This window comes from Vreelandella lutescens, from assembly GCF_014640815.1.
GTDB lineage: Bacteria > Pseudomonadota > Gammaproteobacteria > Pseudomonadales > Halomonadaceae > Vreelandella > Vreelandella lutescens.
In genome coordinates, this window is sequence record NZ_BMHM01000001.1 from 404,209 (window position 1) to 417,051 (window position 12,843).

The 12,843-nt window shown below is 56.3% G+C and carries 11 protein-coding genes; 6 read left to right on the plus strand and 5 right to left on the minus strand.

Going from position 1 to position 12,843, the window contains the following annotated elements:
• Positions 1-80 precede the first annotated feature (80 nt).
• Entirely contained in the window at positions 81-1,286 is a 1,206-nt protein-coding gene (locus IEW65_RS01880; protein WP_188637816.1) for an NAD(P)/FAD-dependent oxidoreductase, read from the plus strand.
• 140 nt (positions 1,287-1,426) lie between these two features.
• Positions 1,427-1,978 (plus strand): spermidine N1-acetyltransferase, encoded by a 552-nt coding sequence (speG, locus tag IEW65_RS01885; RefSeq protein WP_188637817.1) that lies wholly within the window; start codon positions 1,427-1,429, stop codon positions 1,976-1,978.
• A gap of 65 nt (positions 1,979-2,043) precedes the next feature.
• Here the strand turns inward: speG and IEW65_RS17135 are convergent, their stop codons facing one another.
• Complete coding sequence (locus IEW65_RS17135) at positions 2,044-2,166, minus strand: hypothetical protein (protein ID WP_268234691.1); 123 nt, start codon at positions 2,164-2,166, stop codon at positions 2,044-2,046.
• Between the two features lie 579 nt (positions 2,167-2,745).
• Between IEW65_RS17135 and IEW65_RS01890 the strand changes: the two genes are divergently transcribed.
• The 3 genes from IEW65_RS01890 to IEW65_RS01900 all read left to right on the plus strand — a co-directional run bounded on the left by IEW65_RS01890 (position 2,746) and on the right by IEW65_RS01900 (position 6,121).
• Entirely contained in the window at positions 2,746-4,458 is a 1,713-nt protein-coding gene (locus IEW65_RS01890) for a thiamine pyrophosphate-dependent enzyme (RefSeq protein ID WP_188637818.1), read from the plus strand.
• Positions 4,459-4,520: 62 nt separating this feature from the next.
• Positions 4,521-5,324 carry an alpha/beta fold hydrolase gene (locus IEW65_RS01895; RefSeq protein WP_188637819.1) on the plus strand — a complete coding sequence of 268 codons (804 nt, stop codon included), beginning with the start codon at positions 4,521-4,523 and terminating at the stop codon, positions 5,322-5,324.
• A 29-nt stretch (positions 5,325-5,353) separates the two neighbouring features.
• Complete coding sequence (locus IEW65_RS01900) at positions 5,354-6,121, plus strand: metallophosphoesterase (RefSeq protein WP_188637820.1); 768 nt, start codon at positions 5,354-5,356, stop codon at positions 6,119-6,121.
• Positions 6,122-6,249: 128 nt separating this feature from the next.
• On the opposite strand, the gene IEW65_RS01905 is transcribed toward IEW65_RS01900, so the two are convergent.
• Positions 6,250-7,188 carry a cation diffusion facilitator family transporter gene (locus IEW65_RS01905; protein WP_188637821.1) on the minus strand — a complete coding sequence of 313 codons (939 nt, stop codon included), beginning with the start codon at positions 7,186-7,188 and terminating at the stop codon, positions 6,250-6,252.
• A gap of 129 nt (positions 7,189-7,317) precedes the next feature.
• Between IEW65_RS01905 and IEW65_RS01910 the strand changes: the two genes are divergently transcribed.
• Entirely contained in the window at positions 7,318-7,848 is a 531-nt protein-coding gene (locus IEW65_RS01910) for a GNAT family N-acetyltransferase (RefSeq protein ID WP_188637822.1), read from the plus strand.
• Between the two features lie 110 nt (positions 7,849-7,958).
• Here IEW65_RS01910 and nirD read toward each other — a convergent pair whose 3' ends face one another.
• Genes nirD through IEW65_RS01925 form a run of 3 tightly spaced genes read right to left on the minus strand, consistent with a single transcriptional unit; the run spans position 7,959 to position 12,214 of the window.
• Entirely contained in the window at positions 7,959-8,336 is a 378-nt protein-coding gene (gene nirD / locus IEW65_RS01915; RefSeq protein WP_188637823.1) for a nitrite reductase small subunit NirD, read from the minus strand.
• A 27-nt stretch (positions 8,337-8,363) separates the two neighbouring features.
• Positions 8,364-10,889: a nitrite reductase large subunit NirB gene (gene nirB, locus IEW65_RS01920; protein WP_188637824.1), complete on the minus strand. Its 2,526-nt coding sequence runs from the start codon at positions 10,887-10,889 to the stop codon at positions 8,364-8,366.
• 17 nt (positions 10,890-10,906) lie between these two features.
• Positions 10,907-12,214, minus strand: coding sequence for an NAD(P)/FAD-dependent oxidoreductase (locus tag IEW65_RS01925; RefSeq protein ID WP_188637825.1), 1,308 nt, complete (start codon positions 12,212-12,214; stop codon positions 10,907-10,909).
• Between the last annotated feature and the right edge of the window lie 629 nt (positions 12,215-12,843).

A 12,843-nucleotide genomic window follows, 5' to 3' on the forward strand; every position in this document is an offset into this window, starting at 1 on the left:
TAAACAGCTATGGTTATCGCAGATGTTGTTCATGGTGATGCCCACCCCCTACCGTATAGCAACCTAGCATAGGCGATGAGATGGATCTTAAAAGTGGTTACCCGTTTTGGGCGGTTAAAAATGGTTTGTTAACGGCTTTTCCGCAGCTTACCCATGATCACCAAACGGCAACAGTGGTCATAGGTGGTGGTATCACCGGGGCGTTAATTGCTGATGAGCTAAGCCGCCATGGACATCACGTCGTCGTACTGGAGCGCCGGGATGTAGGGTGGGGCAGCTCTGCTGCCAGTACAGCGCTTCTGCAGTACGAGATTGATACTCACATGGTCCACTTGGCTGAGCAATATGGTGAAGCGAACGCAGTGATGACTTATCGTCGCTGTGCCGACGCCATTCACTCACTGGAGCGCCTCGCGGCGGAGCTTGGCAATGTGGCGTTTAGCCGCCAGGAAAGCCTCTATTTTGCCAGTCATGAAGGCGATGTTGCCGCCCTGAAATCAGAGTTTGCGATGCGTAAGCGCTATGGCTTTGAGGTGACCTGGCTTGATCGAAGAGCGATTGAAACCGGCTATGGGTTCTCGGCACCAGGGGCGATTCTTTCCTCGCTAGCTGCCAGCGTCGACCCTTACCGTATGGCGTATCACCTGCTGGAAAACGTGGTGAGGCGGGGTGGGGGTGTGTTTGATCGTACACAGGTCGAGCGGCTTAAACCGAACGACGAGGGCGTCGAGGTTGTCCTTCGCAACGGAGCGACGTTGCGCTGTGAACAGGTGATTATTGCAGCGGGTTACGAGAGCCAGTCGTGGCTACCTGAATCGGTGGCCGCCAATCGCAGCAGCTATGCGTTTGTCACCGACCCGTTGCCCCGCGATGTGCTGGGCAAGTTGGGCCATACCTTGGTGTGGGAGTCAGCACGGCCGTATCTCTACTTACGCTCTACTCAGGATGGGCGGCTGCTCATCGGCGGTGAAGACGATGAAGAGGATATTCCGGATCGCCGGGATAAACGGGTGATGGAAAAAGCCCAAACGCTGGCCGCAAAGGTAGAAGCGCTGTGGCCTAGTCTTAAAATTAATCCAACGTTTTGTTGGGGAGGAACCTTTGCGGAAACCGACGATGGTTTGCCTTATTTTGGGCCTCATGAAGCGCTGGGGCCGCGGGTGCATTTTGCCATGGCCTATGGTGGTAACGGCATTACCTACAGCATGATAGGCGCTCAGTTGCTGCGTGCGCTGATTGAGCAGCGTCCGCATCCGTTAAGTGGACTGTTCTCTTTTCAGCGATAGCGGTCTGATGCATAACTCACCCTGAATAAGACGCTACACTAAAGGTACTGACCATCGCTGGATGGGTAGGTCAGTATTGTTAGCAGTGAATAGTCTGCCTGTTGCCTAGCGTTGTGTGATTAATAAGCGAGTGTTTGTCCATGAGTCCCGCCCTATCCCTACGTGCCTTGGAGCGCAACGACCTGCGCTTTGTCCACGAGCTGAATAATAACCAGAGCATTATGTCGTACTGGTTTGAAGAGCCGTACGAGTCGTTTGATGAGCTTGAAGAGCTGTATAACAAACACATCCACGATAATGCGGAGCGGCGCTTTGTTGCTGAAGACAGCAGTGGCCGTGCCATTGGATTGGTGGAGCTGATTGAAATTGACTACATCCATCGCAGCGCCGAGTTTCAAATCATCATTACCCCAGAGCATCAGGGTAAGGGGTTTGCCCGTTCACTGATCCGTCAGGCGTTGCACTATTCGTTTACGATTTTAAATCTTCACAAGGTTTATTTGATTGTGGCGGTCCAGAACATTAAAGCGATTCATCTCTACGAGGAGAGTGGTTTTATTGAAGAAGGGCATCTGGTCCAGGAGTTTTTCATTAACGGTAAATACCGTGACGTGAAGCGAATGTATATCTTGCAAGATACCTATTTAGCACGGCTAGGCGAGCAGCCTGAAGAAGAGGGTGGTTGGGGCTAATCAATGAATGAGCACAGCGCTGCAGTGGATAGGGTAGGAATATCTACTGCAGCGCTGGAGGCACGTTATTGCTGGCGCATGTACGCAGCCAGGGCGTCAAACGCAGCGCGCTGCTGCTGTGCACGTTTTGCCCACACTTCCATGACATCGACTTCCATGACCGGTTTCTGAGTAGCGGCATTTTTCATGGCGAACACTCCTGATACAGAGGTAGAAGAATCATTTTTGTTATACACAGCTTGCGTTGTGCAATGCAGTAAAATAGCTGTGATATGAATATTATGCGCTTTCTCTGGGTCTGGCTAGTCCAAAAGATGTAAGTGATATGCCATCACCTGTAAGAAATAGCTTACAAAATGAGGGCTGAATACGGCCCTGCTTTCCTAGCTTATTGAATGGAAAAGATTTTCATAATACAAAAAAGCCGACAGGGAATGTCGGCTTTGGGTGTTATCTTTTCGTCTATAGGGGATAAAAAAGGCGAGAAAAGTGCTTTTTAGCAGTAGAAGTTGGCGAGTGCGTCATTGGCGGCGCGCTGCCACTGCGCCTGACATCGCCAAAACGCGAGCACTTCTTCGTTACGCGCCGGGATTGCAGTCATGATTGTCATCACGTGATCCTCCTGTGGGACAACATTATCAGTGTAGTCCCTTTTATGCTGCTATGCAGCATAATGCTGAGAATAGCCAGTACCCCCAGCAAAACTGCTCGTCAGCAGCTAGGCTTGAAAGGCTGATCTGTTAATTTTTCTGCGAAAGGAGTCGCATATGAGCGCAAACGTGGCTGAAATCATCGTCGATACACTGCAAAACGCTGGTGCCAAACGCTGTTATGGAGTGGTAGGCGATACGCTAAATCACTTCACGGATGCTTTACGGCAAAGCGATATCAAGTGGGTGGGCGTTCGTCATGAAGAAGTCGGTGGTTTTGCCGCCGGTGGCGAGGCGTATATGACTCAGGAGCTGGCGCTCTGCGCGGGTTCCTGTGGCCCCGGTAGCCTGCATTTTGTTAACGGGCTGTTTGATGCCCATCGTAATGGCGCACCCGTAGTGCTGATAGCCTCACAAATCGCCCTAGGCGACATCGGCAGCCAGTTCCCCCAGGAAGTCGACCAAAGCGCCATCTTCAAACAGTACAGCGTGTTTTGTGAAACCATTGCTTCCGCTGAGCAGGCGCGCCGCATGACCGCTTTAGCCGCTCAGACCGCGCTCGCCAAGCGAGGCGTCGCGGTGCTGATCGTACCAGGCGATGTAATGACCCAAACGCCAGATAATCAGTTGGGCTATCGCACCCATCAGTTTAGCTACTCGCTACGTCCAACGGCACAGGCGCTGGTGCCCGCTGTAGAGCAGCTTAATAAAGGCGGCAAGATCACCATCTTTGCTGGCGCTGGCTGCGAAGACGCTCGCGATCAGGTCATCGCGTTAGCGGAAAAGCTGCAGGCCCCGATTGCCTGGACCTCGCGCGCGAAAGATTTCATGGAGCATGACAACCCCTATCAAGTCGGTATGACGGGCGTTTATGGCTTGGAAGGGGGCTACCATGCGGTTTCCGAGTGCGACACCCTCCTGCTGCTTGGCTGCAATTTCGCGTTTAGCCAGTTCTACCCCGAACGTGCGGCGATCATTCAGGTGGACCAAGACCCCGCGCAAATTGGCAAGCGTTACCCTGTGGACGTAGGAATTGTGGGCAGTACGCGGGATACCTGCGAGGCGCTCGCTCAAGTTGTACAGGAAAATCCGCGCAGCCACTGGCTAGAGAAGTGCCGCAAACGCTACGCCAAGTCCTGGGAAAAATCGGCTCATCAAAGCCGGGATAGTCAGGTGATTCACCCACAAGAGCTGACGCTGGCCATTGACCGCCACGCGGCGGAGAACGCTCTGTTTACCGCTGATACTGGCAGCGTCAATGTATGGATGCTGCGCCATATTCAGGCCTCACAGCAGCGACGCACTCTGTCGAGCTTGCAGCACGGCACGATGGCCAATGCCTACCCCCAAGCGCTGGGTATTCAATTGGCGTACCCTCACCGTCAGGTGATCGCCATGTGCGGGGATGGCGGGCTCACCATGCTAATGGGCGACTTATTAACCCTCGTGCAGCAGAGGATTCCGCTCAAAATGGTGGTGTATAACAACAGCTCCCTAAGCTTTGTGGAGTTAGAGCAAAAAGTAGAAGGATTGCTGGATGCCTACACCGAGCTTGAGAACCCCAACTTTGGCGAGGTGGCTACCGCCATGGGGCTTTGGGGGCGCAGGGTGGAAGATGAGGCAGAGTTGGATGTGGCGATTAGCCAATGGCTTGCCCAGCCGGGGCCTGCCTTATTAGATGTGGTGGTGAACCCGATGGAGCTGGTGATGCCGCCAAAGGTGGAAGCCGGGCAGGTTGCTTCAACCGCTCTCTATTCAGCGAAAGCCGTGCTCAGTGGACGCATGGATGAAGTTGTTCATCTAGTCAAAAGCAACTTCTTAAAACGCTAGCGGCGTGCTGCATGCTATGTTGGCGGTAGCGCATCACACACCAATAACATAAGAGCCATGCGATGACGTTAACGCCTGCTATTCATTACTACGACCGCTGGGTGAGCACGCCTAGCGGCCGCCTATTTACCCGTACGTGGCAGCCGCCCAACCTACGTTCGGAAGTGCCCATTGTGCTGTTTCACGACTCTTTGGGCTGCGTGGACCTCTGGCGCAGTTTTCCTGCGGCGCTAAGCACTGCCGCCAGGCAGCCAGTGATTGCTTATGACCGGCTCGGTTTTGGCCGCTCTGATGCGTGCTCAACGCCTTTGCCGCTTAGCTTTATCGGCGATGAACCCACAAAAAATTTTGCAGCCATCTGCGATGCCTTGGAGATGACTCGCTTTATTGCTCTAGGCCACAGCGTGGGCGGTTGTATGGCGGTTCACTGCGCTGGGCATTATTCACTGCAGTGCCAGGGCTTGATTACCATCGCCGCCCAAGCGTTTAACGAAAACCGCACGCGGCAAGGGATTGAGGAGGCAAACGTTGCCTTTCAGGCACCAGAACAGTTCGCCAAACTGGCCAAGTACCACGGCGACAAAGCCCGCTGGGTACTCAACGCCTGGACAGACACCTGGCTAAGCCCTGCGTTTGCAGAGTGGTCACTCACCCCGGCGCTTGAACAGGTACAGTGCCCGACACTCGTGCTGCATGGCGAGAAAGACGAGTATGGGTCTCATCGTCAGCCTGAGCGCATTGCCCGCTATACCCAAGGCCCTGCCCACTGCGAAATGTTGCCCGGCATTGGGCATATTCCTCACCGGGAGGCCGAAGCCGTGGTGGTCGAGTTCGTCCGCCAGTTTATCGCTCGCCTTGCCTATTAACTGCCATTCAGCACCACGTGAGACCTTCTATGCGCTTAAGAGTCTTATCTGATCTTCATCTAGAGCACTTTGATGGCCACCGCGAACTCCCATCGGTAGACGCGGATGTGGTGATCTTAGCGGGGGATATTCATCGCAGGGCAGAAGGGCTGGCCTGGGCACGGCAGCAGTTTCCCGAACTGCCGATTCTCTACGTGCCGGGTAACCATGAGTTCTACGGCACTTGCATGCCGCTGCTGCGCCAAGAGCTAGCGCTTGAGGCCGAACGCTATGAGATTGAACTGCTGGATAATCGCAGTATAACCATCGGTGGAGTCCGCTTTTTCGGCACGACGCTCTGGACAGATTTTGCGCTCTATGCGGATGACCCCACCCGTAACCCTGCCGATACTGAGGCGAAAGCGCTGCGCTACATGCCCGATTTTCGCATCATTACTACCTCGCCCGGCCAAGCATTCACGCCTCAAGCCAGCCAAGACATGCACCGTGAGGCGCTGGAATGGCTCAACAGTGAGCTTCACCAGCCTTTCGATGGCCCCCGCGTCGTGGTGAGCCATCATGCGCCCTTACATCGCTGCATTCCCGAGCAGTATTTAGGCGATGCGCTCTCTCCCGCTTTTGCGTCCCACCTCCCGCAGCTGATGGGAAAGATGGATCTGTGGATTCACGGCCATGTTCACGAGCCGGTGGACATACGACACAGCGGCACGCGCGTTATCGCCAATCCTGGCGGTTATCCGGATGAGTTTGAGCCGCCGCTGTTTCGGCCTAATTGGGTGGTGACGGTGGGCGAATAAAGGCTGTGTGATGTAAGGCAGGGAGTGAGATGCGGAAAGCGCTTTGGGATAGTGGCCTGTGCCCTGACGTCACGTCTATTGGGAATGAGCGGCTAATGTCGATTAGCCGCTCTTTACGTATCAGAAAGTCAACCAGAGGATTTCTCTACCAGCAGCCCACAAGAGGGCGCTGCCCAGCGGTTGTCAGCGGTGAACACCACGTCGCATACCACGGGCGAGTAGTAGCGGCGCACTTCTTCATCGATGCGCTGGCGCAGCGCGTCTTGGTTCGCCAGGGTCGCGTTGGGGAGGTCTTTGGGGAGTACCACGTGGACGATGACGTAGAGCAGGCGGCCGGGGCGCACCATACGCACGCGCACCTCCAGGGTGTCGATATCGGCAAGGCCTCGGGCGACGGCTTGGCGCACCGGCTGGGCGACGGTTTCTTCCGGGGTTTTGTTAAGCAGCTCTCTTAATGCTTGCGACGCCATGCGCACAGGCACGCCCAGGCAGAGCACCACCACTGCAATCACCAACACGGAGTCCACGTAGGGCAAAACGGACTGCCAGCCGAGGCGTTCAAACAGCATAACTAAGCAAAACGCCGCTAACACTGCGCCTGAGATCACACTATTGACCAGCCAGTTTAGTTTATCAGCGGCCACTAAGGGGCTACTGACATGGCGCTGGCTGCGATGCATGACCCAGGCGGTAAGCGAGCAGGCGGCAGTGGCAAACAGTGCATAAATCACCGCTAGCCCTGCTGAAATTTCTCGCCCACCGGTAAGCAAAGCGGCCACGGCATCCACCAGTGCGAAGATCGATACCCCCAAAATCAGTAAACCTTTGCATAAATTAACCAGCGACTCGAAATAGCTGTAGCCAAAGGGATACGACTCGCTGTCCGGGCGGCTGGCCAGCTTGCTGACCTTGATGGTCACCAGCGCTACGCTAAAGTAGATAAGATTAAACAAGCCATCCAATAGGATGGCTTGGGAGTTCGAGGCCAGCGTGGCCACGATACCGGCACAGCCAATCAGCAACGCCATCAAGGCGGAAAAGGCTAAGGTACTGGATTCTGTCTTCACGAACGTATGGCTCCCATGCCTACTGAATCAAGAGGCTGGCAAGCATAGCAACATCGCGGTGGGCAATGTCAGTGATTTATGGCCCGTGCAGCGCTTATACCACGAAGGCACCCAAGGAGGGATGTGCAGATGCGCCATGCTAACGATGTCACCTTTCATCTGCTGACGCCGGAGGATGTCTCCGAGCTGCTGCGCTTTGAAATCGCAGAGCGTGACTGGTTCGAGCAGCATATCGAGGCCAGACCCGAATGCTTTTATACGCCGCAAGGCGTGGCTAAACATATGATTGAGTGTTTGGCGCTCAACGCTCAGCGCAAGATGAACCCACTTATTATTCGTGAGCGCGGCGTCATCATCGGGCGTGCAAACCTACGCAATATTCAGGGTGGTGACGCCAAGGCGGGTTACCGTATTGCTCAGAGTGCCTGCGGCCGAGGCATTGCTCAAATGGCACTCAAGCAATTAATGAATGAGGCTCGCTGTGTTTATGGGCTAACGCAGTTAGCAGCGGTGGTAGCGGTAGATAACGTGGCATCGCAGCGTGTGCTCGAAAAGGCGGGATTTCGCATTGTCAAACGCCTACCTCGTTACTCTACGGTCAACGGAGAGCTGAAAGATTGCAGGTTGATGGAGCAGGCAATAGGCGAATGCTGCCCCTAACACTGGGAGCGTAAGCTAGGTTGTAGGGAGCGTTTTGTATTAGCGGGCTCTTTAGTAAATGCGCCGCCTTATTGAGGCGGCGCGTATTTTTAGCGGGCGGGCAAGTGCCGCTACTCACGTTCAACCCATACCTCATCCCCTTGAAAGCCTACGCGCCAAGTGCGTAGCTGCACGCTTTCGTCTTCAAGGCACTGACCATCTTCCAAGCGAAAGTGCTGCTTATAAATAGGCGAGGCAATCACTGGGCTGCCTTTAATATCCCCAACAATACCGCGGGCGATCACGTAGGCCTTAGAGAAGGGATCTTGATGATCTAAGGCGAACAGCTCGTTACCGTGGCCGGGCAGGTAGAACAGCGCGATTTGTACGGCACCCTGTGAGGTAGTTAGCCAAGCGGCGACGCCTGAAAAGGCCACCAGGTCTGCTTTGGTACACAGCGGCTGCCTAGTGTCGGTGCTGTCCGTTGGTTTTAATGCGGTGGCGGTCATGGTGACCCTCCAATGATGATGGCTAGATTATGCAGGGCGAGGCTGGCCGCGCTCAGAGGTCATGATGATGGAGGGGTCGGGCCGTGCATCATTCACGAAACTTCTAAAGCGCTTGAGCTTTTCGGGGTCGCTGATGGCGTTGGCCCACTCGCACTGGTAGCTGTCCACCACGTGCTGCATTTGACGCTCCAGCTCATCACTGATCCCCAGGCTGTCTTCCAAAATCACCTCTTTGAGGTAGTCCAGGCCGCCTTCCAGGTTTTCCCGCCACACCGAGGTGCGCTGTAAACGGTCGGCGGTGCGTACGTAGAACATCAAAAAGCGGTCGATGGTGCGGTAGAGCTGCTCGTCATCTAAATCGGTGGCGAAGAGTTCCGCATGGCGGGGGCGCATGCCGCCGTTGCCGCATACGTAGAGGTTCCAGCCGTTTTCAGTGGCGATAATGCCGATGTCTTTACTCTGGGCTTCGGCACACTCGCGGGTACAGCCGGAAACGCCAAACTTGATCTTGTGCGGTGCGCGCAGGCCCTTGTAGCGGTTCTCCAACTGAATCGCCATGCCCACGCTGTCCTGTACGCCGTAGCGACACCATGTACTGCCCACACAGGATTTCACCGTGCGCAGCGACTTGCCGTAGGCGTGGCCGGTCTCAAAGCCAGCGTCAATCAGTTCGCCCCAAATGGCTGGCAGGTCTTCCAGCCGTGCGCCGAACAGGTCAATCCGCTGGCCGCCGGTAATCTTGGTGTAGAGCTGGTACTTCTGGGCCACTTGCCCTAGCACCACCAGCTTTTCAGGGGTAATTTCACCGCCCGCAATGCGTGGCACTACTGAGTAGGTGCCGTTTTTCTGCATATTGGCCATGAAGGTGTCGTTGGTGTCCTGCAGCGGCACGTGGGCGGCATCGGTGATCGGTTCGTTGAAGCAGGAGGCGAGAATCGAGGCCACCGCCGGTTTGCAGATATCGCAGCCGAGGCGATGCGTCTCGGCATTGCCGTGCTTCTCCATTAGCTTGCTGAATGTCTTGATGCCTTCGACACGCACGATGTCGTAAAGCCCTTGGCGGGTATGGGCGAAGTGCTCGCAGATCGATTTATCCACTTCGACGCCGCGGGCCTCTAATTCGTGATCCACTACGCTTTTGAGCAGCGCCGCGCAGCCGCCGCAGCCGGTGCTGGCTTTGGTCGCGCCTTTAACGCTGCCAAGGTCAGCCGCGCCCGCGTCGATGGCGCTGCAGATGCTGCCTTTCGTCACGTTGTGGCAGGAGCAGATCATCGCTGTTTCCGGCAGGGAATCCGGCCCCAGCGCCGGGGCGGCACCGCTTTGTTGCGGCAAAATGAGCGATGCGGGCTCCTTAGGCAGCTCAATCCCGTTGGCGTAGTACTGCAACAGCGTGTCATACACGCTGTTATCGCCCACCAGCATGGCCCCCAGCAGCTTCTTACCGTCGCTGGTCACCACCAGTTTGCGGTAAACCTGGGTGAGCGGGTCGAGGTAGCGGAACATGCGAGCGCCAGGGTTTTGGTTGCCGTGGGCATCGCCAATGGAGCCGACATCCACGCCCAGCAGTTTTAGCTTGGTGCTCATATCGGCACCGCTAAAACAGGTATCGCCCCCCGTCAGCGTGGCGACGGCCGTTTTGGCCATTTGGTAGCCAGGCGCCACGAGGCCAAAGATACTCCGATTCCACAGCGCTACTTCGCCGATGGCGAGGATATTCGGGTCGTTGGTGCGGCACTGGTCATCGATCACCACGCCGCCGCGCTCGCCAATGGTCAAGCCGCACGCCCGGGCGAGCGTATCCTGGGGGCGAATACCGGCGGAAAAGACAATCAGGTCGGTTTCCAGCACTTTGTCGTCTTGGAAGACCATCCGCAGGCGGCTGGTGTCGCCGGGTTCGATACGCTGGGTAGCCCGTTCGGTGAGTACCTGAACGCCAAGGGCCTCGATTTTCTCTTTCAGCAGCTCGCCGCCTTCGCTATCTACCTGCATGGGCATCAGGCGCGGGGCGAACTCCACCACGGCGGTGTCCAAGTTCAGCCCGCGCAGCGCGTTGGCAGCTTCCAAACCGAGCAAGCCGCCACCGACCACCACGCCGTTGGTGGCGTTTTTGGCGGCTGCCTGAATGGCGTCCAGGTCATCCAGGGTGCGGTAGACCAAGCAGCCTTCGCTGTCGTTGCCGGGGATGGGCGGCACAAAGGGGAAAGAGCCGGTGGCTAGCACCAGTTGGTCATAGGCGTAGTGGCCCTGTTCGGTCACCACCAGCTGCTGTTCGCGGTCAATCGCGGTGACCGCTTCGCCGCTGCGTAGTTGAATGCCGTGGGTGTGGTAGTAATCGCCATCGCACAGCGCCAGTGACTCCGCATCGCGGCCGCTAAAGTATTCGGATAAGTGCACGCGGTCGTAGGCACGGTGGCGCTCCTCGCCAAAAATCGTCACCTCAAACCCTGCCAGCGCGCCGCTTTCCACAAGCTGCTCGGCAAAATGGTGGCCGACCATGCCGTTACCAACAATGATCAGCTTTTGCGTGTTGGAAGACGTGGTTGGAGTAGTCATTTTGTTATTCACCATAGCTAAGCCGCCTCACGGGTGAGAGATAAAGGGGATGACAGGGTGTCGAAATGGTTATCGAGCGCTGTTTGGGCATCGGTTGCGCCAAACAGCAGCAGGTGGCGGCAGGCGGTGAGATCTGTCGCGGCCAGCGCCTGCTCGAAATACCAGGGGCCGTGGCGGGTATCGCCATACAGCACCGCGCCGATGAGGCGGCCTTGGTGGAGCAGCAGGCGGCAGTAGTCGCCGGTTTCCGGGTCTTGGTAGCGAAGCTCTTCGTGCTTGGCGGCGGCCTCGGTGGGGCCAAAGGCAAACAGGCTCACTCCGCTGACCTTGAGTTTGGTGGCGGTGGGGGCTTCTTGATACACCGCTGGCGTTTCACCACACAGCACGGCGGCCAGCACTGCTACCTGCCGCCAAATAGGTTCCACCAGCCCGTAAGTGTGCTGCTCGAACTGGCAGCATTCGCCCAGTGCATAAATGTGGTCGTCTGAGGTGGTGAGGTGCCCATCCACCACAATGGCGCGGTCGCACACGAGCCCGCTCTGCTGGCTCAGCTCCGCATTGGGGGTAATGCCCGCCGCCACGATGACGCTGTCGGCAGGTAGCTTTCGGCCATTGCTCAGTGTGACCGACTGCACCTGCCCGTGGCCGTTATCTTCCAAGGCAGCCAGCGATGCGCTGGTTTCAATGGAGATACCGCGCTCGCGCAGCGTGGCTTCCAGCAGTTGGGCGGCGGTGGTGTCTAGCTGGCGGTTCATCAACCGCTCACTGCGCTGCAAAACGCTGACGGTTAACGCACTACCGCCCCGTTTGCGCAGCCCTTCAGCGGCTTCCAATCCCAGTAAGCCGCCGCCAATCACCACGGCGTTGCCGCCTTGTTGGGCAATGGCTTCTAGGGCGTCGGCATCGCGCAGGTCACGAAACGTATGAACACCGTCAAGAGTGATGCCAGGCACCGCTGGCAGCGTGGGGCGCGAGCCAGTGGCTATCACTAATCGGTCGTAGCTTAAGGTGTCGCCGCGATGCATGATGAGCAGGCGGCGTTCGCGGTCAATAGAAGTCACTCGGTCGCCAAGCGTCAGCGTGATGTCGTTGTCGGCGTACCAGGAAGCGTCTTGCAGAGTGAGCGCTTCTGGGGCCAGCTCGCCTGCCAGTAAAGGGGAGAGCAATATACGGTTATAGGCAGGCACCGGCTCTTCTCCGATCACCGTGATACGGCGGGGGCGCTGCGGATGACGAACCAGCGCTTCGAGCAGTCGGTGGCAAGCCATGCCATTGCCGATAATGACGAGATGTTCGTTCGGTGAGCACCGGGAAGCGGTTTCCATAGGTAGCTCCTGTGGTTGAAGCATATGTGGTTGAAACATATGTGGTTGAAACATAAGGTTCAGCAAATAAAAAACGCCCCTGACACAGGCCTCTCAAGGAGGAGTGTCAGGGGCGTCGTTGCCCGTTGGCGTCGTTAATAACACACAGCAACCGCCGTTGGCTGCCGAACTGTCTTACCTTACGGTGAGCAAAAAGCCCGCCAGCTTTTGCTGCAGTGGGATTAAACGCAGTCTAATCAGCGTATTAAGCGTATTTGAGGAAGCAACAGGCCGCTAATGGTTCACCAGGCTTGCCCTATTTTGGTGCTTTGGAAGCGCCCAGTGCACTCTCTTCAAACGCTTAACGGTCAATGGCCAGCGTCCTGGCAAACGATGGGTTTTTGGAATGTTTTTTAAAATACTGTTTTTAAAATATTTTTATGGTTTTTTCGCAGCATGGGCGCAGGGTTTGCAGTTATGTCTGGTAACAAGCAATAACGGCTCAGTGCAGGGTCTTTGCCCATAACGATCACAACGACTAATTGCGTCGAACAATACTAACTGCAGCAAATCACTGATGAGTACGGCACCCGGTAAGCGGTGCCCCTGAGACAACGGCGTCCAGGCAGGCTTCTTTTAGAGGCTGGCTT

Excerpts from the sequence above, each read along its gene's own strand:
- IEW65_RS01880 (WP_188637816.1), top strand. The coding sequence starts at position 81 with ATGGATCTTAAAAGTGGTTACCCGTTTTGGGCGGTTAAAAATGGTTTG.
- speG (WP_188637817.1), top strand. The coding sequence starts at position 1,427 with ATGAGTCCCGCCCTATCCCTACGTGCCTTGGAGCGCAACGACCTGCGC.
- IEW65_RS17135 (WP_268234691.1), bottom strand. The coding sequence starts at position 2,166 with ATGAAAAATGCCGCTACTCAGAAACCGGTCATGGAAGTCGATGTCATG.
- IEW65_RS01890 (WP_188637818.1), top strand. The coding sequence starts at position 2,746 with ATGAGCGCAAACGTGGCTGAAATCATCGTCGATACACTGCAAAACGCT.
- IEW65_RS01895 (WP_188637819.1), top strand. The coding sequence starts at position 4,521 with ATGACGTTAACGCCTGCTATTCATTACTACGACCGCTGGGTGAGCACG.
- IEW65_RS01900 (WP_188637820.1), top strand. The coding sequence starts at position 5,354 with ATGCGCTTAAGAGTCTTATCTGATCTTCATCTAGAGCACTTTGATGGC.
- IEW65_RS01910 (WP_188637822.1), top strand. The coding sequence starts at position 7,318 with ATGCGCCATGCTAACGATGTCACCTTTCATCTGCTGACGCCGGAGGAT.
- nirD (WP_188637823.1), bottom strand. The coding sequence starts at position 8,336 with ATGACCGCCACCGCATTAAAACCAACGGACAGCACCGACACTAGGCAG.
- nirB (WP_188637824.1), bottom strand. The coding sequence starts at position 10,889 with ATGACTACTCCAACCACGTCTTCCAACACGCAAAAGCTGATCATTGTT.
- IEW65_RS01925 (WP_188637825.1), bottom strand. The coding sequence starts at position 12,214 with ATGGAAACCGCTTCCCGGTGCTCACCGAACGAACATCTCGTCATTATC.